This is a genomic window from Hymenobacter segetis, from assembly GCF_054776495.1.
In genome coordinates, this window is the sequence record NZ_BAAHBV010000002.1 from 288640 (window position 1) to 310873 (window position 22234).

The window sequence follows — 22234 nt, forward strand, 5'->3', positions numbered from 1 at the left end:
GAGCGGTTAGAAAGAGGCCGAAAGTGTGGCACCGTAAAACTTGGTGGGCGGCGTTTGGAGAATGTTGTTGATGCCCACGGCATTGCTCGTCGAGGTGAAGGAGCTGAATTCGGGGTCGGTGTAGATGTTCTCCTTGGGCACCCAGGTGTAGATGTTGCGGCCGTACACATTCAGCGAAAGCCCCTTCACAAAGCCGATTTTCGTGAGCATGGCCGCCGGCAGGGCGTACCCAAGCGAAACCTCCCGGATTTTGAAGAATTTGCCGGAGGTGACGTAGTTCTCGGCCACCGTCCGGTTCCAGGTTGAGTTCTGGGCCCAGAACTCGGCCCCGCCGGGCGTCAGGCCCGAGGTGTTGGGCACGTAGGTCACGCCGCCATCGTTCGAAATGGCCGAATTTGGATACACGAAATCCTGCCGGCCGTACTTAACGCTACGCGCGCCGCTGCCCGTGAAGTCGAGGTCCTCACCAATGGTATTGTACACCACGTAGCCGGTGCGCAGCTCGCCCTGGCCGGCCAGCGTGAAGCCCTTGTAGGCGATGCTGGCGTTCATGCCATACTTATATTTAGGCTGAGTGTTGCCAAAGGTTTGGTTGTCGGAAGCCTTCAGCGGGAAGTAGTAAGTAGTAGGGTCGGTCTTGTCGTAGGCATTTTTCGTGGTGCCCATCTTGACGAGGCCGTCGGCGGTGCGCTGGTAGTGCGAGCCTTGCAGCACCGGGAATGGCTGCCCCGGAATGGCGTAGAGCTGGGCATTGCCGCCGGTGGAAAGCGCCAGCTGTGTGAGACCACCCGGCAGCGAAATCACTTCGTTGTTATTATAGTTGAAGTTGCCGCCGACGGTCACGGTCAGGCCATCCTGGATGCGGACTGGTGTGATATTCAGGTCGGCTTCCAGGCCACGGTTCTGCACCTCGCCCGCGTTCAGCAGCAAGGCATTGTAGCCCGAAGCCGACGATATGCTGGTATTGACGGTTTGGCCGGTACTGCGCTGGGTGTAGTACGTGACGGCCCCCGCCACCCGGCGCTTCAGGAAACTGAGCTCAATGCCCGCTTCGATGGAGCGCGTAGTTTCCGGCAGCAGGCTGGCGTTTACCAAGCCATTATCAGCGGTGAAAGAGGCTGATGACCCGAAGGGGTAGCCCACGCCCAGGGAGTAGGTCGAGTTTAGCCGGTAAGCCCCGCCGGTCTGAAACACGCCGAAATTCACCCCGGCCGGCAGGCTGGCCGGGAGCACGGGCGCGTTGCCCAGGTTCACTTGGCTCACTTTGGTAATGCCGCCCCGGATTTTGCCGTAGTCCAAGAACGACACTTCCTTGAGCGCCGGGATGGCGTTGGTGAAGATGAACGACACATCGGCCCCCGGGTAGAAGAAGCTGCGGTTGGAGGCGCTGAGAATGGACGTATTATCGTAGCGGCCCGAGCCGTGCAGGTACAGGAAATCCCGGTAGCCCAGCGTCAGGTCGGCGTAGAAGGCATACAGGCGCGTGCGGGCCGAGCCATTGAAGCCGTTCAGGTTGCCGATGCGGTTCTGGAGGTTGAACAAGTCAGGCGTAGCCAGCGCCGTCGAGGCCACGTAGTTGAAGCGGCTGTCAAGCTGCTGCACATTATTCCCCAGAATGGCCTGCACCGAAATATCCCCGAAGGTCTTGTCCACGCTCGCAAACAGGTCCGAATTGAGCCGGGTGAGGACGCTGCCCACGTCCTGTACGAAGCCCGGGTCGCCGGTACCGCTTTTGTTGGTGTTGCCGGCACGCACGTAGGGACTGTAATCGAACCGGTTTTGCGTGTAGAGGGCCGTCTGGTTGATATTAGTCGTGCCCAGGCGGTACTGTATCCGCAGCCAGTCAAGCAGCTTGTACGACAGGTCGATGTTGCCCTGCACCGTGTTGCGCTTGTCTTTCAGACGGTTGTTATCGAGAATATAGTAGGGATTGAAATAGAAGGCGTTGGCGTAGCCGTTTGGATTGGCAAACTCGTTGTTGCGCCAGTCGCTGTAGGAAGTGAGCGGCGAAAGCACCGTCGTGTTGAAGACGTTCCAGTACACCGTATTATTCCGGTCGAGGTTGGAAGTCGCATCCACCACTTGCTGCGAGTACGACACATTGAATCCCACCGAGAGCCGGCCAATCTCATGCGAGGCATTGAGGCGGAAAGTATTGCGGTCGAACTTATCCTTCGGAATAATGCCGTTGTTGTGAACGTTCTGGTAGGAGGCAAAAAACTTGCTCTTCTCCGTACCCGCCGAAAACGTGACGCCGTTCTGCATCTGGTAGCCGTTGTTGAAGAACTTCCGCTTCTCGTTGGGGCGGGCTTCGTAGGTTATCATTTGCAGGTCGCCATTAGCCAGCTTTTCGCCAAAGGGCCGGAGGGAGCCATCGAAACGCGGGCCAAACTGCTGGTTCTCGTAGCCGGTGTAGGCGTATATTTCCTGGCTGTCTACGCTGTTGTCGGGGCTGAAGTCCGGCCGTGATTTGGTGCCCGGCCGGGGTCCGTTCCAAGAGTTGGCCCCCGGCCCGAACTCGCTCTGAAACTTGGGCAGAAACGCCAGCGACTCAAACTGCGAGGTTTGCGACAGCGTTACCTGGGGGGCGCCCCCCCCCTGCTTGGTTGTTACAATCAATGCCCCGTTCGAAGCCTGCGACCCGTAGAGGGCCGCCGCGTTGGCTCCCTTCAGCACCGATATCGAGGCGATGTCGTCGGGGTTGAGGGCCGTCAGCACATCGTTCGGCGATATCACCCCGTCGATTACGATGAGGGCTTCGTTGTTGCCCGTGAGCGAGCGCGACCCGCGCAACGTCACCCGCACGCTGGGGTTAATGCCCGCGTTCAGCGTCTGAATCTGCAAGCCCGACACCTTGCCGGCCAGCCCGTTGGTCACGTTCGTTACCCGGGCCTGGTTAATCTCCTTCGTGTCGAGCGTGGCCGTGGCGTAACCCACCTGGCCCGACTGCCGCTGGATGCCCAGCGCCCCGGTCACCACCACCTCACCCAGCTGCTTGGTATCGGAGGCCAGGGCCACGTTGAACGCCGAGTTGGTGCCAATGGGCTGCTCCACCGTGGTATATCCGATGGAACTAATGCTCAGGGTGGTGGCCGTAGGTGGCACACTGAGCGAGAACGAGCCATCGGCGTTGGTGGACGCGCCGATGGTGGTTCCTTTCACCAGGACCGTTACACCCGGCAATCCTTGCCCGGTAGTACGGTCCGTCACACGCCCCGAGATGACCCGGTCTTGCGCTACTGCCTGCTGCAACAGGCAGGTCATCACGAAGATGACCATGAAGTAAAAGCGTTTCATGTAAGGTTGGGAAATAGTGAATGGATGGTTAAAGAGTGGAGAAAAGGCCGCTTACGCCTAATGACTCAACCGTCTGCGGTAGAGCCAGCTATAGCATCAATAATTACAAATACATATTAAATATACATATTTAATATTTTATATATTAAAACACGAAAAATATGCTCCCGAAAACATTTGTGCGGGCGTGTGCAATGCGCAGGCATCGCGCATCAATTCGACGATTGCAACAGGCCGCGGCTTGGCTTCGGCGCAGTTAAAGAGCTGTTAAAGGGAAATATCGCGGCCCTACTGTGGGGAAATTTTCGGCAAATGCCGTACTTTCACCTTTTAAACTGCCACCCCCATACTGTTTTTCCCCTTTTTTCACACACCCACTTTTACAACTCGATGAAGAGAACCTTACTATTAAGCCTGCTCTTGCTGCTGACCCTGGCCGGGCGGAGCTGGGCGCAAACGCGGCAGGTAGCGGGCCGCGTGCTCGACAAAAGCAATAACGAAGGCCTGCCCGGGGTGAGCGTTATCGTGAAAGGCACCACCACGGGCACCGCCACCGATGCCGATGGCAAATTTGAGCTGAATGTCCCGGGCTCGGCGTCAACGCTGCAATTCAAGTACCTGGGCTACATCACTACTGAGCAGCCCATTGGCACCGGTGGGCCGGTGAATGTCTCGATGGCACTCGACAACAAGCAGTTGGACGAGGTTACGGTAACGGCCCTGGGCATCTCGCGCGAGAAGCGGGCGCTGGGCTTTGCCGTGTCCGAAGTGAAGGCGGAGCAGGTAGTGCAGAAGTCGGAGCCCGACATTTTGCGCACGCTCACCGGCAAAGTGCCGGGCGTGAACATCATCAGCTCCAGCGGGGTACCGGGCTCGTCGTCCCGTATCACCATCCGGGGCAACACGTCGCTGCTGGGCAGCAACGAGCCGCTCTTCATCGTGGACGGTGTGCCTTACGACAACTCCCAGACGGATTCGGAGAACTCGCTGGTGCACGGTGCCGGCTACTCCAGCCGGACTTCCGATGTAGACCCCAACAACATTGCCACCATCAACGTGCTGAAAGGTGCGGCTGCCGCCGCGCTCTACGGGTCGCGGGCAGCCGGTGGGGTTATCGTTATCACCACCAAAACCGGTGGTGGTGGCCAGCGCGGTGCCAAAGGCGTGCAGCTGGGCTACACCACGGGCTACTCGATTGAGAAAATCGCGGCCCTGCCCGTGTACCAGAACAGCTACGGCGCAGGTGCCAACTTCGTGCAGACGAACGTGAACGGCTCGTGGGGCCCGCAGTTTGGCAGCTCTTTCGCGCCAGCTACTATTACTCATCCGCAGGCAGGTCTCGCCGATTTTCCCAACATTCCGGCGGGCACCCAGATTCCTTACCAGGCTTACCCCAACAACGTAAAGGACTTCTTCAAAACGGGCCACGTGTTTGAGAACTCGGTTTCGCTGAGCGGCAACAGCGACAACGCTTCGTTCACCACCATTATATCGCGGGCCGACCAGCAGGGCATCATCCCCTACTCGTCGTTCGTGCGCAACAACGTGAGTGCGGGCGGCTCGGGCCACTTCAAGAAGTTCACGGTGAGCGGCAACGTGGCCTACACCAACAGTGAGCAGCACGGCCCGCAACTGGGGGCCAACAACGCCGTCGGCAACAACTCGGCGTTTTCGCGCATCCTGTTCCTGACGCGCAGCCTCGACCTGCAGGGCCTGCCCTACATCAACCCCGTGACCAAGGCCTCGCAATTTGCCTGGCTGACGACGCAGGCCGACAACCCCATCTGGTCGGTAGAGAACAACAGCTACGTGTCGCGCGTCGACCGCGTGGTGGGCAGCGTGGGCCTGGCTTACGCCATCAAAGACTGGCTGACCGTGACCTACACCGGTGGCGTAAACACCTACACCGACTTCCGCCGCACCACCGTGCGACCGGGTTCGGTGGGCTACTCGGGCCTGGGCAACGTGTTGGAAGACAGCTTCCAGAACACTGAGCTGGAGCAGACTCTGCTCGTAAACGTGAACAAGAACCTGACCGAGGACATCAGCCTGACGGCCAGCTTTGGCCAGAACGTGAACCAGCGCAAGTTTGAGGGCCTGTCGTACGCCGGCGGTCCCATCATCGTGTTTGGCATCGATAACATCGAGAACACCGAGCAGAAGAGCACCAACGGCTACGCCTACAGCAAGCGCCGCCTCATGGGCCTGCTGGGCAACGTGACGGTGGGCTACAAAAACTGGGCGTTCCTGACCGCGACCGGCCGCAACGACTGGTCGTCGACGCTGAACAAGAACGGCGTATTCGGCCAGAGCGGCCGCTCGTTCTTCTACCCCAGCGTGAGTGGCTCGGTGGTGCTGAACGAGGCCCTGCAGTTCAACACCTCGTGGCTGGACCTGTTTAAGGTGCGCGCTGCTTACGGCCGCGTGGGCCGCGATGCCTCGCCCTACCAGTCGGGTGCTCCGCTCTACACCATCAACCCGACCTACGGCAACAATACCGGCAACAGCTCATTTCCCTTCAATGGCGTGCCGGGCCTGGCCCTGAGCAACGTTATCAACAACCCTGCCCTGACGCCGGAGTTCACCACGGAACTGGAAGTGGGAACGGAAATCACCCTTTTCCGCAACCGGGTTTCGCTGAATGCCACGTATTACGACAAGCGCACCACCAACCAGATTTTGCCGCAGTACATCGCCGCCTCCACCGGCTACAGCGCCCGGGTAACCAACTTCGGGGAAGTATCCAACAAAGGTGAGGAAATTGCTTTGACGGTAGTGCCGGTTGATAACCGCGGCTTCCGTTGGAGCAGCACGTTCAACTTTACGCACAACAAGAACATTGTGGAAAGCCTGGGGAGCGGCAGCGACAAAGTGACCCAGATTCCTTTTGGCACCAACTTTAACGGGGGGCCTTACTCGGTGCACATTGCCGGCCAGCCCTATGGCGTCATCTTCGGCTCGGTGGCTGCCCGCGACGATAAAGGCAACTACCTGATTGACCCCAACACGGGCCGCATGATTCAGGGCACCAGCCGGATTATCGGCAACCCGAACCCGCAGTTCATCATGGGCTTCATCAACCAGTTCACCTACAAGGGCATCACCCTGAACACGCTGATTGACTTCCGCAAGGGCGGCGACTTGTACTCTACCACCTTGCAGCAGGAGCTGGGCCGCGGCGTAACCAAAGACACCGAAGACCGCAACCGCCTGGTGATTATCAAAGGGGTGCAGGGCAGCCCGGTGACGAAGCAACCCCTCCACGATGCCAGCGGCAGCACCATTCCGAACACCACGGCCATCACCATGAACGACTTCTATTTCGGCTCGGGCTCGGCGGCAATCGGTGCTTTCGATGAGCAGTCGATTTATGATGCCACCACGGTGCGCCTGCGCGAAATCACCCTGGGCTACGACCTGCCCAAATCGCTGCTGGAAAAAACGCCCTTCGGCATCGTCAACTTCTCCGTATCGGGCCGCAACCTGTACTGGTACTCGCCCAACATTCCGAAGTATTCCAACTTCGACCCCGAAACCAGCACCTTCGGTGCCAGCAACCAGCAAGGCTTCGAATACACGAACGCGCCCACCACGCGCCGCTACGGCGTGAACATGCGGGTGACCTTCTAATCCACGACTTTTGGTTTCTTACCTATATGAAATTTCATAAATTACCCGGCACCCTCGCCTTGCTGAGCGTGCTGGCAGCCGCTCCGGGCTGCAAAGACTTCTACGACGTGAACGTGAGCCCCCTGGCTCCGACCAAAGCCGAACTGTTTTCGCTGCTCCCCGTGACGCAGGTGGCCATGGCCACCAGCCTGGGCGACAGCCCGTCGGGCATGAGCCAGTACACGATGGCCCTGATGCAGCAGCTGGCCAACAGCCGCAACATCGGCACTTTCAACCAGAACGGCGATGCTTTCTCCAACGAATGGTCGTCGCTGTACACTGATATGCTCATCAACAACCAGCAAATCATTACGCAGGGCACCACCGAGCAAAGCTGGACCTACGTGGGCATTGCCCAGATTCAGCGGGCCTTCGTGTTCAGCCAGATGGTGGACCTGTGGGGCAGTATCCCCTATTCGCAGGCCTTGCAGGGCGGCACCATTGCCACGCCCCGCTTCGACAGCGATGCGGCCATTTACAACGGCGGGGACGGCATTCAAAGCCTGTTTTCGCTCATTGACGAGGGCATTGGTAATCTGGCTAAGCCGGCCCCCAATACGGGCCTGGCGAGAGCGGACCTCATTTATGGTGGCAACAAAGTCAGTTGGACCCACTTCGGAAACAGCCTCAAGCTGAAGCTGTACAACCAAATCCGGAAAACCCGGAACGTGACCGCCGATGTTACTCCTTTGCTAGCCAACGGCAGTAACCTGATTCAACAGTTCAACGAGGACTTCGAGCTGAACTACGGCACAACCATCACGCCCGATAACCGCAACCTGGGCTTTATTGCCGATTACGCTACCCCTGGCCGCGAAAACCGCATCAATCCCAACTTCTATCTTGCCATGAGCGGTAACGCCGACCCACGGGTGCCGTATTACTTCTTCAACCAAGCATCCACCACCAACTCGTTTTCGGCCCTAACGCAGGATTATGCCCTAGGCAATTTCGTATCGGTGCGTTTTGGCAGCAATGGTCCCTACGCCAGCTCCTCCAACAGCACGATTATTACCCTACCCGGCCTTTACCCCGTGGGCGGACGCTATGATGATGGCAAGGGCGGAGTTGCCAGCGCCTCGTCCAGCATTCCGGGCACGGTAACGGGCAAAGGCGTTGTAGCCCAGCGACTACATACCTATTTCAGCCGCAAATTCACCGAAGCCGAACTGCAATTGACTGTGCTCAACGACAATGCCGCTGCTACCACCGCACTAAGATTAGCGATAAAGGCCTCCTTCGACAAGGTCGACTACGTTGCCGGCAAAGACGGTAGCCCCCTGATGGACCCGGCTCAGGTCGCGGCCTATATCAACACGGCCCTGGCATTGTTCAACCGGCCCGGTGCTACCCTCGATGACAAGCTGGAGGTGCTGATGTACGAGAAATACGTGGCCAGCTTTGGCTACGGCGTCGACATGTACACCGATTTCCGGCGTACCGGCCACCCGCGTATCAAAGTACCCGGCAATGCGGACCCCGCCCGGGGGGTCTTCGACGACAACGACCCCGTTACGGTATCGACCGGCGCATTCCCGCGCCGCCTGAACTACCCGCTGAACGACCTGCTGGTGAACCCCAATGGCCCGCAGACGCAGGATTCGAGTCCCCTTTTCTGGGATAAGTAACCTTGGTCGTTTCCCCCACCCCAACATCCGCCATTTCATGAAAAAGTTATTATTTAGCTTATTGCCCCTGGCCCTGTTAGCCGGGACCAGCAGCTGCCGCGACCAGGCCCGCATTCCGGAGCCGGTAGTGGACAGTGTTCCGCTTATTTTGCCGGAAATCAACCCCAAGAAATCTTATTTTGATGTGACTGCCAGCCGACTGTCCATCAATTCAGCCACGGCGAGCAACATCGCACGCCCGGTTTTCGAATTCGTGGTTAACCCCTCCAAAGGCCAGGCCGAGATTCAAACGGTTGAGCTTTACAAGAGCTACCTGCGGGGCTCGCGGCTGGGCCCGCGGGTGAAAGTGCGGGACCTCACGAGCTTCCCCGTTACCATCACCATGGACAGCCAAGAGGCCATTGCCGACTTGTACCCCAGCAGCCCCATCACCGGGCAGACCGCTCCGCTTCCCATCAAGGCAACCACCGCCTCGGCCATCAACCGGATTGAGCTGCCTACCATCGCGCAAAGTGCCATTGTCTTCACCTTCGAGTACGTGATGAAGGATGGGCGGCGCATCGTACTCACCCCTTTGTCTACCACCGAGGGCACGGTAGGCGCGCCCACCGGTACCATGGTCAATGCGCCGTACGCGGCCGTTGCCCTGTTTAAATAACGGTTGCGGGCCGCAGTATCCGTATCAAAAACCAATCAAAAGACTACCAACAACTTCTGAATGGATATTATATGGTCGGATTAAGCCCTGCTCTTGATAGCGCACTGTAAAATCACAGTTACCGTTTTAAGCGAAAAAGCGTGCCCGGAATTATATAATTCCGGGCACGCTTTTTCGCTTAAAACGGTAACACAAACATCTGGTTATCCGGAAACTACTCTATCAAACCCACCTGCACAATAGCATCACCTATAAGTAAAATGCAACAACCCACCAATCATTAATTTACTTGACAACCTGAATTATCTTCCGATTCTAGCCTAAAAGCCAGGCAAATTTTATCCCCTAATGTTGACCTTATGGCAACTGTATGGGAACAATGGCCTATTTTTGATAGTCTCAACCGTTCCCCCATTTTTTACCTTTTTTCAATTTCAACCTTTAGTCCATGAAAAAAATCTTACTCATGAGCATGCTGCTCATGTTTACACTTCTTCACGGAGCGATGGCGCAAACGCGCACCGTTTCTGGGAAGGTAACCGACCAAGCATCAGGCAACGGCCTGCCAGGCGTTACGGTGCTCCTTAAAGGCACCACCAACGGGGTATCTACCAATGCCGATGGGGCGTATAGCCTCACCGTGCCGGAGAATGGTGGCACACTGGTATTCAGCTCTGTTGGGATGGTATCGCAGGAGCGTGCCATTGGCAGCAACTCGCAGATAACGGTGGCGTTGGCCACGGATAACAAGCAGCTCAACGAAATTGTGGTGACCGGCTACGGCGGCTCGCAGGATGTGAAAGACATCACGGGCTCAGTGGCGCAGGTAAAGGAGGAGAAGCTGTTGCTTCAGCCTGTAACCAGCGTCGACCAGTCCCTGCAGGGCCGCATGGCCGGCGTAATCGTGAACACTACCAGCGGTACGCTGGGCGACCAGGCTGCTATCCGTATCCGGGGTGCTAACTCCATCAGCGGCAGCTCGCAGCCACTGGTTGTGCTCGATGGTGTTCCGCTCAATACTACCGACCAGGGCAACGTTCTCAGCACCCGCTACAACCCGCTGGCCGACATCAACCCCAACGATATTGCTTCGATTGATGTATTGAAGGATGCCTCGGCCGCGGCCATTTATGGCTCGCGTGCTTCGAACGGTGTATTGGTGATTACCACCAAGCGTGGCAAATCGGGCCAAAACCGGGTTGCTATCAACTCGTTTTATGGTTTCCAGCAGGCTATCAAGAAGCCGAAACTGCTGAACGGTGCTGAGTTCATGGATATCAGCAACGAGAAAGCGCTGAACAGCCGGAACGGCAGCACCAACGGCGTTATCAACACGGCAGTCCCCGCAGTTATCGCACGTCCGATTGACGTGAACGGCGACGGTGTGAACGATGAAACGGACTGGATTAAGGAGATTTTCCAGAACGGCACACAGCAAAACTACCAGGCGGCCCTTTCGGGTGGCAACGAGTTTGCTTCTTACTACGGTTCGGGCGACTGGAACGACCAGAAAGGCATCATCCTGAAAAACCGCCTGCGTCGTGGCTCGGCTCGTTTGAACGTAGACCTGACCCCGAAAAAATGGTTGAAATCCGGCGTTAGCCTCAGCTATGCCAAAACCTACAACCAGGGCATCAACGGTGAAACGGCGTTGGCCGGTGCTACCGTATCGGGCTACACCGCACCGCCAAACGTGCCGGCCTACAACCCGGACGGTTCTTATTACCTGAACTCCCTGGGCAACCTGGGCAATGGTAACAACAACATCCCCAACCCAACTTTCGCCCCCAACGCTTACTACCACATCCCGGCTACCTTGTCGTTGAACAAAAACGACAACACGTCGCAGCGTATCATCGGCAACGGCTACCTGACCGTTGAGCCCATCAAAGGCCTGCAGCTCACCACCAAGTACGGCATTGACTACAATACCAACTTTGAGGAGCAGTACAGCAGCGGTATCCTGGGTGGCCTGGGCCGTAGCGCCATTGGCCCCGGCCAATTGGGCCTGGTACAGGACTACAACACCGACCGTACCCAGTTCAACTGGCAGAACTACGCCAACTACGACCGCACCTTTGCTGAGAAGCATACCATTGGGGTAACGGGCGGCGTAGAATACCAGGAAACCCGCACCCGTCGTATCTACACGGTAGCCGGTGGTTTCTCCGACGACAAGTTCCAGTCCATCATCGACAACGTATTCACGTCGGTAGCATCGGGCGGTGGCCAGTTGTTCAACGTTGGCTTCCAGTCCTACTTTGGCCGTCTGAACTACAACTTCGGCAGCAAGTACTACGCTTCGTTCTCGCTGCGCTCGGATGCTTCTTCGATATTCGGTGTTGACAAGCAGCGTGGCTTGTTCCCCGGCGGCTCCATCGGCTGGCGTATCTCGGAGGAAAGCTTCCTGAAGAATTTCTCCGTTCTGAATGACTTGAAACTGCGTGCCAGCTACGGCCTGGTGGGTAACTCCAACGGTCTTAGCTCCTACGCTGCCCGTACCCTGGTGGGCGGTGGCCTGTATGCTGACCTGAACGGTTTCACACCAACTCAGATTGGCAACTCGCAGCTGCAGTGGGAGAAGTCGAAAAAACTGGACATCGGTTTTGACGCTAGCCTGGTTAAAAACCGCATCGGCATAACCTTCGACTTCTTTAACAACGACATCAGCGACCTGCTGCTGCTGGCTCCTACCCTGCGCACGACGGGTGTTCCGAACTCTACCATCAGCCGCAACATTGGCTCGATGTACAACCGCGGCATTGAGCTGACGCTGAACACGACCAACGTGAAGCTGGATAACGGCTTTACCTGGACTTCCTCGCTCAACGGCTCCATCATCAAGAACCGGGTAACGGCGCTTTCGACCCCCAACGACATTATTCAGGCCAACCAGCGCGCCAGCCTCGGCAGCAGCCTGGGCATCTACTACCTCCCCGAGTGGGCTGGTGTGAACCCGGCCAACGGCAATGCCCAGTTTTACGACAAAGACGGCAACATCAAACAATACGATGCTGCTTACGCAGTGCCCAACGCTACTGGCACGGCCTTCACGGCGGGCCGGTGGTTGAACGCCGCTGGCGAGCCAACGACGGCCATTGGTGCTGCTGACTTCAAATACCAGAGCAAAAGCGGTTATCCTACCTTCTTCGGCGGGTTTGACAACACGTTCTCCTTCAAAGGTGTTGACCTCGGTATCTTTCTGCAGTACAGCGGTGGCAACTACATCTACAACGGTTACCGCGCTGCCCTGCTGAGCACGAGCTTCCAGAACAACATCGTCGACATCAAGGACCGTTGGACGACTCCCGGCCAGAGCACGGACATCCAGAAACTGGTACTGCGCGACGTAGTATCGGGCCAGGCTTCCACGCGCTGGTTGGAGAAAGGCGACTTCCTGCGCCTGCGCCAGGTAAGCCTTGGCTACAATCTGCCGGACGGCTTTGTTAAGCGCCTTGGTTTGAACAACGCGCGGATTTATACCCTGGTACAGAACGTGTACACGTTCACCAAATACAAAGGCCTTGACCCGGAAGTTAACTCCAACGTCAACGCTGCCAACACCGGTGCCAACATTGCATTTGGTGTGGATGGCCGTTCGGTTCCCCCCACGCGGAGCTTCACCTTCGGTCTTAACTTGGGCATTTAATCTTGTTTTCTTATCGTAATTATGTTTCATAACTCCACTTTGCGGCGCCTCACGCTTTGCGGCCTGCTGCTCACGGCGGCCACTAGCTGCGACGTTCTGACCCAGGACGTGCCCACGGCCCTGACCAAGGAAGATGCTTTTGCCAACGCGACGAAGATTCAGCAAACGGCGATTGGTATGTACGACCAATTGCAAAATGCCGAATTCCTCGGGGGCCGCGCGCTGATTTACAGCGATATCCGCAGCGATGACACCAACCCGGCGTCTTTCTTCGGCAACATCGGCACGCTCAACCCCCTGGCGGGCGATGGCACGGTGCTCCTCGCCTGGACCGGCGGCTACCGCAGCCTGTACGGTGCCAATTTCTTCCTGCAGGAAATAGCTAAGAATTCGGGCAAAGTACCAGCTGCGCTGGAAGCCAACTACATCGGCGAAGCCAAATTCATCCGGGCTCTTATCTATTTCCACTTGGTGAACCTGTGGGCTCAGCCCTACAACTTCACGCCCGATGCCTCGCACCCTGGCGTGGTGTTGCAGCTCACCGCTCCCGACGCTGGCACTGCCTTCGACGACAGCCAGAGCAAGCCGCGCGCTACGGTGAAGCAAGTGTACACGCAGATGGAAACCGATTTGACGGATGCCATCGCGGCCTTGCCCGAAACGTACGCTACCGATTTTGAAAAGACCGGCCGCGCCACCAAGGATGCGGCTCGTACGCTGCTTTCGCGCATCTACCTCTACGAAGGACGCTACGCCGATGCCGCCGCCATGGCGGGCACGGTAATCAGCGGCGGTCGTCACAGCCTCGGTGCCTCGCCGGCAGTGCCATTCACGGCTGCTACGTTCAACAACCCGGAATCCATTTTCTCCGTGGCCATGAACGTAAATGACAACCCCAATACGAACAACGCATTGGGCCAGCATTACCTGAAGCGTGCCGACATCAGCGTAAACCCTTACGCTTTGATTCCGCTCAGCCAGTTCCCGTTGGCCGACCGTCGTCGGACGCTGTTGCTGTTGCCGACGGCCGTGCCTGCGTCGACTACGTCGCCGCTCATTTTCACGCAGAAATACAAAGAGGCCTCTGCTGACTATGTTCCCATCGCCCGCTACGCCGAAACCCTGCTCAACCGCGCAGAAGGCCTGGCTCAGACGGCTACCGGCGTGAGCCCCGAAGCCATCACATTGCTCAACCAAGTGCGTGACCGTTCGAAGCCTGCAACCTCGGCTTCGTACACCGTGGCTGACTTCGCGGACAAAAATGCCCTCATTGAGGCTATTTTGTTGGAGCGTCGCCTGGAGCTGGCGTTCGAAGGCCACCGTTACTACGACCTGATGCGCTACAAGCGTAACTCTAGCCGTGTGAACTACGGTGCTGACCGTGCGATTCTGCCGATTCCTCTGGTAGACATCCAGCAGAACTCCAGACTGGTACAGAACCCTGGTTACTAACCGGTCTTGTATAGCAAAAAAAAGCCCTGGCCAATATGGCCAGGGCTTTTTTTTGCGCTTGCTCCTCACAAAATGTATTGGCTCAGGTCGCGGTTTTTCACCATGCTATTCAGCCGCTCATCTACCAGGCCGGCGGTGATGAGGATGCGGGCATTGGCCCCAATCTTATCCGGCACGTCGTAGAGAATGTCGTTGAGCAGGCGGCTCATTACGGTGTGCAGGCGGCGGGCCCCAATATTCTCCACCTCAGCGTTGACCTCGAAGGCAATTTCGGCCACGCGCTCCAGCGCAGCGTCTTCGAAGGTTAGTTCTACTTCCTCGGCTTTCAGCAGGGCCTCGTATTGCTTGGTGAGGGCGTTTTTGGGGTCTTTGAGAATGCGGAAGAAGTCTTCCTTGGTCAGGCTTTGCAGCTCGACGCGGATAGGGAAGCGGCCTTGCAGCTCGGGGATGAGGTCGCTGGGCTTGGAGACGTGGAAGGCTCCGGCGGCGATGAACAGGATGTGGTCGGTGTTGACGATGCCGTACTTGGTGTTCACAGCCGAGCCTTCCACGATGGGCAGCAGGTCGCGCTGCACGCCCTGGCGGCTCACGTCGGGGCCACCGCCGCCGCTTTTGCCGCCGCTGCTGGCCACTTTGTCAATCTCATCGATGAAGATGATGCCGGCGTTTTCGCACTGGCGCACGGCTTCGTCCTTCACCTCGTCCAGGTCGATGAGCTTGGCGGCTTCTTCGTCGAGGAGGAGCTTGCGGGCTTCGGCCACGGTCACTTTGCGCTTGCGGGTTTTCTTGGGCATCATGTTGCCCAGCATATCCTGCAGGCCCGAGAGGGTGCCTTCGTCCATGCCGGGAGGCGCGCCCATCACCCCGATGCTGGGGCCGGGCTGCGCCACCTGGATTTCGATTTTGCGGTCTTCGAGCTCGCCGTTTTTAATTTTCTGGCGGAACCGCTCGCGGGTGCGCTCGTTGAGCTCGGCATCGGAATGGGGTACGTCATCCCCTCCCCCACTGCCGAAGCCGAGGCCGGTTTTAGCCCCAGTGGGCTGCGAGATGGCGGGAATGAGGGCGTCAAGAATCAACTCTTCCACGGCGTCGGCGGCCTGGGCTTTTACGGCTTCCTGGCGGCGGGCTTTCACGCGGTTGAAGGACTGCTCGGCGAGGTCGCGCACCATGCTTTCCACGTCGCGGCCTACGTAGCCTACTTCGGTGAATTTGCTGGCTTCGACTTTTACAAAAGGCGCATCGGCGAGGTGGGCCAGGCGACGGGCAATTTCGGTTTTGCCCACGCCGGTGGCCCCAATCATGAGGATGTTGTTGGGCACGATTTCGGCCTGCATATCCAGCGGGGCGTGGAGGCGGCGCCAGCGGTTGCGTAGTGCAATGGCCACGTGGCGCTTGGCCTCGTGCTGGCCGATGATGTACTTATCGAGTTCGGCCACGATTTGGGCCGGGGTCAGGAAATCTTGGTTGAGCATGGGCAGTGTACGGAAACGAGGTAATGAAAGAACGTCATGCAGAGCGCAGCGAAGCAGCTTGCCCGCAATAAGTAATCCAATCGGTGGGTTTACTTACGGCGGGCAAGCTGCTTCGCTGCGCTCTGCATGACGTTCTGGGAAAGCAAAAACTTACGCTTACTCCTTCTTCTTAAACAGTGAATTCAAATTGCGCGAAATGGTGAAATACTCGCTGGAGCCCGCCGCCTGCAAGGTGGCGTGAGTGTAGTCAATCTGAAACGTGCTAATCTTCAGCATCACGCCAAACGACAAGCCGGCGCTGCCGCTGGTGTTGTCGAGGCGCAGCTCGCGGCGCTGCAAGTGGTTATAGGCGGCCCGCAGCTGGAAGCCCTTGCCGAGGATAAGGGCGGCGCTGGCGGTGAAGTGCCGGGCCAGGTTGTCGCCGAAACTCTTGGTGGCCTTCTTCTCATTGCCGCTGGCATCGAGCTGGCCACGGGCGTTGGGGTCGAGGTACTGAATGTCCCACTGCTGCAGGTGGTGGGCCGTGAGCGAGAAGCGCAACGGCATGTGCTCGGGCTTCACAGTGGCCCCGATTTGCACGTCGAGCGGCAGCGGGCCGCGCTCGGTACCGGGGTAGGGCGAGAACTGATAGCCGGCATTTTTCACGGCCAGGCCCGCCGTGAAGTCGGCCGTGGGGTGCTTGTACACCACGCCGGCATCGGCCACGCCGGCCAGCGAGCGGCTGCCCGCAATGCTGGACACGGCCAGCTTGGTGGTGGCCCCAAACGTGAATTTGCCCTTGGTGTAGGAATCCGTCAGGCCCACGGTGTACTCATTCACGCTGAACGTGCCCAGGCTGTTGCCGGCCGGGTCGTAGCTCTCGAAGCTGCCGTAGTTGAGGTAGGTGACGCCCACGCCGAAGCGCCCGGCCTTCTCGGTATTGAAGACGTAGGCGGCGGTGCTCTGCTTGATATCGGCCAGGTAAGCCACGTAGCTCAGGGCCAAGCGGCCGTCCATGTCGGCATTGAGCAGGGCCGGGTTGCCGTAGAGCATGGTGGGGTCGTCGTTGCGGTCCGAGACGCTCATCCCTCCCAGAGCCGCCAGATGGGCGCTGGGCGGCAGGTCCAGAAACGGAAACACGGTGCGCCCGCCCAGCTGCTGGGCCGCCGCCGGCCGCAGCCCCATCACCCCCAACAAAAGGCCAAAACCGGCCACCCGGACAGCGGAAAAATGCTTCATATTGCTAAGATAAGGGGCACCCGCGCCCCCGTTGGCAGCCTAACGCTCCACCGGCCCGAATAAGTACCCCGGTAGCACATTTTACCCCTTCGGAAGGTCCAATAGGTGCTTCGGAAGAGGGTATATGTGCTTCCGAAGCACCAACACCACCTTCCGAAGCACCTATTGGACCTTCGGAAGCACATATAGGTCTTTCCGAAGCACCAATACCTCCTTCGGAAGGACATATATGTCAAAATTTTGACCTTTCCAGCCTCCTGATGCGGTTTTCGGCCCGGCTGCTACTGCACCTCCACGCTGGGGCCGGGGGCGGGCACGGGCTCGTCGCGCACGGGCAGCTTCTGGGGGTGCGGCACCAGCTCATCGAGCAAGGCCACGCGCAGCACGTCGTCCACGCGGTCGGCGTAGTGGATGGTGAGGCCTTTGAGGTAGTCTTCCTGAATTTCCTCAATGTCCTTGCGGTTTTTGGGGCAGAGGATGATGTCCTTCATGCCGGCGCGGCGGGCGGCCAGCAGCTTCTCCTTGATGCCGCCCACGGGCAGCACCTTGCCGCGCAGGGTGATTTCGCCGGTCATGGCCAGGTGAGCGCGCACCCGGCGCTGGGTGAAGGCCGAAGCCATGCTGGTGAAGATGGCAATGCCCGCGCTGGGGCCGTCCTTGGGCACCGCGCCTTCGGGGAAGTGAATGTGCAGGTCGTACTGCTCGAATAAGCGGTAATCGATGCCAATCTCATCGGCCCGCGAGCGCAGGTAGGAAAGCGCCGTAATGGCCGATTCCTTCATTACATCGCCGAGCTGGCCCGAGAGCGTGAGCTTGCCCCGGCCCCGGCTCAGCAGGCTTTCCACGAAGAGAATGTCGCCGCCCACCGAGGTCCAGGCCAAGCCGGTTACCACGCCGGCGGTGTCGTTGTCCTGGTACTGGTCGCGGTCGAAAATAGCCGCGCCGAGGATTTTGCGGATTTCGGCCGGCTCCATCGTGGCGGGCAGGGGCTCTTTGCCGGCCTTGCGGCGGGCCAGGTTGCGCGTCACGGCGGCCAGCTTGCGCTCCAGGCCGCGCACGCCCGATTCCCGGGTGTAGTCGTCGGCCACGCGGTGCAGGGCGGCATCGGTAATTTTCACTTCGTTCTCGCCCAGGCCGTGCTCTTTGAGCTGCTTGGGCCAGAGGTGCTTGCGGGCAATCTGCACCTTCTCCTCCTGCGTGTAGCCGGTGAGGTCGATGATTTCCATGCGGTCGCGCAAGGCGGGCTGGATGGTATCGAGCGAGTTTGCCGTGGCGATGAACAGGACCTTCGAGAGGTCGTATTCTACTTCCAGGTAGTTATCGGTGAAGGTGGCGTTTTGCTCCGGGTCCAGCACTTCCAGCAACGCCGACGACGGGTCGCCGCGAAAATCACTGCTCACCTTGTCAATCTCATCGAGAATGATGACCGGGTTCGAGGCCCCGGCCTTCTTAATCTGGGCGATGATGCGGCCGGGCATGGCCCCCACGTAGGTTTTGCGATGCCCACGAATTTCGGCTTCGTCGCGCACGCCGCCGAGGCTCATGCGCACGTATTTGCGGCCCAGAGCGGTGGCAATGCTGCGTCCCAGGCTGGTTTTGCCCACGCCGGGAGGCCCGTAGAGGCACAGAATGGGCGCTTTCAAATCCTGCTTCAGCTTGAGCACGGCCAGGTATTCGAGGATGCGCTCCTTCACTTTTTCGAGGCCGAAGTGGTCGGCGTCGAGGATTTTCTTGGTTTGCTTGAGGTTGAACTTGTCCTTGGTGTACTCGCCCCAGGGCAGGTCGAGCATGAACTCGACGTAGTTCATGTTCACCGAATAATCGGGGGCCATGGGATTGGTGCGGGTCAGCTTCTCCATCTCCTTTTTGAAGTGGAGCGCCACGGCCTCGGGCCATTTCTTGGTTTCGGCGCGGGCTTTCAGGCGGTGCACGTCTTCCTCGGAGCCGTCCTGGCCCAGCTCGTCCTGCAGGGTTTTGAGCTGCTGGCGCAGGAAATACTCGCGCTGCTGGGCATCGATGCCGGTGTGGGTTTTCGAGCGAATGTCCTGCTTAATTTCCAGCAGCTCGGCCTGGCTGAGCAGGGCTTCGAGGAGCAGGCGGGCTTGCTGCTCGGGGTCGGCCAATTCCAGCAGGCGCTGCTTGGCGGGCAGGTCGAGCTGCACGTTGCTGGACAGGAAGTGCGTGAGGAAGGCCGGCGACTGAATGCCGTCGAGCATGGCCCGGGCTTCCATCGGAATCTCGGGGGTGAGTTCCAATACCTTGGTTGCGGCCTCGCGCAGGGCCTGCAAAAGGCCGAATTCGCCGGGGATTTCGGGGTTCAGCGATACTTCGGGGAAGTAGCTGACGCGGGCCACCAGCGGCGTGAAGCTCAGCTGCTCCTCCACCTTGAAGCGCACCTGGCCTTGCAGGATGATGGTAATCTGGCCATCGGGCTGCTCCAGCAGCTTGAGAATGCGGGCCAGGGTGCCCACGGAGTGCAGCTCTTCGGCGGTGGGCTCGTCGGCATCGGGGTTAAGCTGGGCTACTACGCCGAGGAGCTTGTCATCGGCGTAGGCTTTGCGCACCAGCTTCACGCTTTTTTTGCGCGTCACGGTCACGGGCAGCACCACGCCGGGGAACAGCACGGTGTTGCGCACCGGCAGAATGGGCAGCGTGGACGGGGCGTCGTCGCCGTGGAGGAGGTGTTCGGGGTCGGCGGCCATAATGGCGATGGCTTCGGGTTGGGAGTTAGCGTCGCTAAGCGTGCGAACCGGAGCCGCAGCGGAAGTATAAAAGGAGGCCAGATTCATGAAAGGGGATAAAGCAGAAGCAACGGCCGCAGGTGCCAGATTGGCAGTTTTGGGCCTTTTGATTGGGAAGATACAAGGTACGCTTTCCCGACGCGTTTGGCCTTCAAGGGCCGTGCCAGCAGGCCAAAACCGCCAAAGCGGCGCACCAGCCCCGGCGGCGGGCACCAAATATGGCTAATTCCCTAAATTGTTGGCAACTTGCGCAATATTTCATGTCGAAAACTCTACCCATGTCGGCTTTATTGCGTCGAAGCTGGTTGCTTTTGTTGCTGAGCGTGGCCACCGGGCTGCTGGCCGCGCCTACCGCGCAGGCCCAGCGCCGGCCCGCCAAACGGATTCCCGCCGCCGCCTCCCCTTCCGCCGATACCACCAGCGGCGGGGCATCGGCCGCGCCCAAAAAGGCAGTTGGCGCGCCGGCCAAAGCCAAGCCGGCCATCGCGCCCGGGACCTACCGCGTGCGCGGCCTCAACAGCCGCGTGAGCCGCAAGCTACACCTGCGGCCGGATGGTACGCCCGACTTCATTTTCATCAACAAATACCCGTTTTTTGAGGATAAGAAGGCGCTGAAGGCCATTAACAAGGCCGAAAAACGGCGGCAGTATCACCAGACGCGCCTGCTGCTGGAAGACTATGTGGCCAAGTTCGGGCCGGTCAACTTTGAGAAGAACACCAACATGCTCTGGCGGCTGGGCCAACTGCTGGAGCGCGACAGCCAGACCGTGAAAGCCAAGGCGTACTACCGCCTGGCCCTGAAGCACAGCCGCGCTGATACCAAGCGCGTGCAGCTTTACTACGACTCACTGGAGCAGAAAAACACCGACCTGTACGTGCCCCTGAAAACGTACTACGACCTAGTGGAGTACCGCAAGAATCTCAACACCTTCCACCCGCCCAAGGGCGTGTACACGAGCATGGGCGACGCCATCAACAGCAAGGCCCCAGACTACGGGCCGGCGCTGGCGGGCAATGATTCGCTGATAATTTTCAGCAGCAAGCGTAAGCGGCGCGGGCTGACCGGCGTGGTGGACGAGGACCTCTACACCTCGCACCGCGAGGGCGTGAGCTGGTCCGATGCCGAGCCGCTGCCCAAGCCCATCAACTCGCCCAACAACGAGGGCTCGGCCTGCCTGAGCAAGGACGGGAAGACGATTTATTTTGCCCGCTGCGAGTGCGCCACCTGCCACGGCAACTGCGACCTCTACACCGCCACGCGCGGCAAAGACGGCAAATGGAGCGCGCCCAGAAGCCTGGGGCCGATGGTGAATTCATTGGGCTGGGACTCGCAGCCGACGCTGTCGCAGGGCGAGGACACGCTGTATTTCGCGTCGGACCGGCTGGGCGGGTTTGGGCTGTCGGACATTTATTATACCCGCAAGCTAAAAAACGGGCAGTGGAGCCCGGCCGAGAACGTGGGGCCGGTGGTGAACACCCGCGAGAACGAGGTGAGCCCGTTTTATCACCCGCTCTACCATGTGCTGTATTTCAGCTCGCGGGGGCAATTGCTGAATTTCGGCGACTTCGACATTTACAAAACCTACCGCGTAGGCGGGCGCTGGCAGGAGCCCAAGAACATCGGCCCGCTGGTGAACGGCAAGGGGTCGGAGTATTACTTCACCATTGATAGGGAGAGTAAAAACCTGTACTATGCCCGTTCGGAGGCGCAGGAGATTAATAATCTGGACCTGTATTCCTTCCCTTTGCCGATGGAGGCGCAGCCGCTGGCCACCACCCGGGTGGAGGGCACGCTGCTGGATTCGGTGAACAGCAAGCCGCTGAAGGGCATTGTGAGCATTATTGATACCGATAATGGCGTGGAGGTGGCCAGCAAGTTTATCCGGCCCGATGGCACGTTTGACTTTGAGCTGATTGAGGGCTCGCACTACGCGATGCTGATTCAGAGCAACGATTTTTTCTCGGTGGAAAAGCAGTTTGCGCTGAAGGGCGACACGGTGATGACGCTGCTCACGAACAGCATCGACTACAAGCTGCCGCTGATTTTCAAGAACCTGGAGTTTGAGGCGGGTAAGGCCAACGTGCTGCCCAGCATGCACGCCACGCTGGACCGCATTGCGCTGTTTTTGGTGGACCATCCCACGTTCCGGCTCAGCATTTCGGGCCACACCGACACCAGCGGCGACCCCGATGTGAACGAGAAGCTCTCGCAGGACCGGGCCGAGGAAATCCGGCGCTACATCGAGCGCAAGGGCAAGCTGGCTCCTAATCGCATCGAGAGTTTCGGCTACGGCTCCAGCCACCCGCTCAAGGACGAGGTGACCGAGGCCGATGCCAAGGTAAACCGCCGCGTGGAGTTCAAGCTGGTGAAGCCCGATGGCGACAAGCCGGCCGACGGCGGCGGGGCCTGGAAGTAGGAGCGGCTTCTTCGAGCACTATGAAAACGGGCT

10 protein-coding genes are annotated in these 22234 nt (G+C 58.9%); 6 read left to right on the forward strand and 4 right to left on the reverse strand.

The window, feature by feature from the left end:
• Nucleotides 1-6 precede the first annotated feature (6 nt).
• Nucleotides 7-3297, reverse strand: coding sequence for a SusC/RagA family TonB-linked outer membrane protein (locus ACYU70_RS11865; RefSeq protein WP_342297421.1), 3291 nt, complete (start codon nucleotides 3295-3297; stop codon nucleotides 7-9).
• A gap of 390 nt (nucleotides 3298-3687) precedes the next feature.
• Here ACYU70_RS11865 and ACYU70_RS11870 point away from each other — a divergent pair, with 390 nt between their 5' ends.
• The 5 genes from ACYU70_RS11870 to ACYU70_RS11890 all read left to right on the forward strand — a co-directional run bounded on the left by ACYU70_RS11870 (nucleotide 3688) and on the right by ACYU70_RS11890 (nucleotide 14353).
• Complete coding sequence (locus tag ACYU70_RS11870; protein ID WP_342297423.1) at nucleotides 3688-6927, forward strand: SusC/RagA family TonB-linked outer membrane protein; 3240 nt, start codon at nucleotides 3688-3690, stop codon at nucleotides 6925-6927.
• 26 nt (nucleotides 6928-6953) lie between these two features.
• Nucleotides 6954-8594, forward strand: coding sequence for a SusD/RagB family nutrient-binding outer membrane lipoprotein (locus ACYU70_RS11875; RefSeq protein ID WP_342297425.1), 1641 nt, complete (start codon nucleotides 6954-6956; stop codon nucleotides 8592-8594).
• Between the two features lie 37 nt (nucleotides 8595-8631).
• Nucleotides 8632-9252: a hypothetical protein gene (locus tag ACYU70_RS11880; RefSeq protein WP_342297426.1), complete on the forward strand. Its 621-nt coding sequence runs from the start codon at nucleotides 8632-8634 to the stop codon at nucleotides 9250-9252.
• A gap of 448 nt (nucleotides 9253-9700) precedes the next feature.
• The gene (locus ACYU70_RS11885) at nucleotides 9701-12901 is read left to right on the forward strand and encodes a SusC/RagA family TonB-linked outer membrane protein (RefSeq protein WP_342297428.1); all 3201 of its coding nucleotides are present in this window, start codon (nucleotides 9701-9703) and stop codon (nucleotides 12899-12901) included.
• Between the two features lie 21 nt (nucleotides 12902-12922).
• Nucleotides 12923-14353 carry a RagB/SusD family nutrient uptake outer membrane protein gene (locus ACYU70_RS11890; RefSeq protein ID WP_342297429.1) on the forward strand — a complete coding sequence of 477 codons (1431 nt, stop codon included), beginning with the start codon at nucleotides 12923-12925 and terminating at the stop codon, nucleotides 14351-14353.
• 65 nt (nucleotides 14354-14418) lie between these two features.
• On the opposite strand, the gene hslU is transcribed toward ACYU70_RS11890, so the two are convergent.
• From hslU to lon, 3 genes are all read right to left on the reverse strand, one after another.
• Entirely contained in the window at nucleotides 14419-15825 is a 1407-nt protein-coding gene (hslU, locus tag ACYU70_RS11895; protein ID WP_342297430.1) for an ATP-dependent protease ATPase subunit HslU, read from the reverse strand.
• A 156-nt stretch (nucleotides 15826-15981) separates the two neighbouring features.
• On the reverse strand, nucleotides 15982-17043 hold the full coding sequence (gene porQ, locus ACYU70_RS11900) for a type IX secretion system protein PorQ (protein WP_342297431.1): 1062 nt from the start codon (nucleotides 17041-17043) through the stop codon (nucleotides 15982-15984).
• A gap of 281 nt (nucleotides 17044-17324) precedes the next feature.
• Nucleotides 17325-19832 carry an endopeptidase La gene (gene lon / locus ACYU70_RS11905; RefSeq protein WP_425293326.1) on the reverse strand — a complete coding sequence of 836 codons (2508 nt, stop codon included), beginning with the start codon at nucleotides 19830-19832 and terminating at the stop codon, nucleotides 17325-17327.
• 212 nt (nucleotides 19833-20044) lie between these two features.
• Between lon and ACYU70_RS11910 the strand changes: the two genes are divergently transcribed.
• Nucleotides 20045-22201, forward strand: coding sequence for an OmpA family protein (locus ACYU70_RS11910; protein ID WP_342297433.1), 2157 nt, complete (start codon nucleotides 20045-20047; stop codon nucleotides 22199-22201).
• Nucleotides 22202-22234 lie beyond the last annotated feature (33 nt).

Bases quoted from the DNA above. Each gene is read 5' to 3' on its own strand.
- ACYU70_RS11875 (WP_342297425.1), top strand. From the start codon at position 6,954: ATGAAATTTCATAAATTACCCGGCACCCTCGCCTTGCTGAGCGTGCTG.
- ACYU70_RS11865 (WP_342297421.1), bottom strand. From the start codon at position 3,297: ATGAAACGCTTTTACTTCATGGTCATCTTCGTGATGACCTGCCTGTTG.
- porQ (WP_342297431.1), bottom strand. From the start codon at position 17,043: ATGAAGCATTTTTCCGCTGTCCGGGTGGCCGGTTTTGGCCTTTTGTTG.
- lon (WP_425293326.1), bottom strand. From the start codon at position 19,832: ATGAATCTGGCCTCCTTTTATACTTCCGCTGCGGCTCCGGTTCGCACG.
- ACYU70_RS11910 (WP_342297433.1), top strand. From the start codon at position 20,045: ATGTCGAAAACTCTACCCATGTCGGCTTTATTGCGTCGAAGCTGGTTG.
- ACYU70_RS11885 (WP_342297428.1), top strand. From the start codon at position 9,701: ATGAAAAAAATCTTACTCATGAGCATGCTGCTCATGTTTACACTTCTT.
- ACYU70_RS11880 (WP_342297426.1), top strand. From the start codon at position 8,632: ATGAAAAAGTTATTATTTAGCTTATTGCCCCTGGCCCTGTTAGCCGGG.
- hslU (WP_342297430.1), bottom strand. From the start codon at position 15,825: ATGCTCAACCAAGATTTCCTGACCCCGGCCCAAATCGTGGCCGAACTC.
- ACYU70_RS11890 (WP_342297429.1), top strand. From the start codon at position 12,923: ATGTTTCATAACTCCACTTTGCGGCGCCTCACGCTTTGCGGCCTGCTG.
- ACYU70_RS11870 (WP_342297423.1), top strand. From the start codon at position 3,688: ATGAAGAGAACCTTACTATTAAGCCTGCTCTTGCTGCTGACCCTGGCC.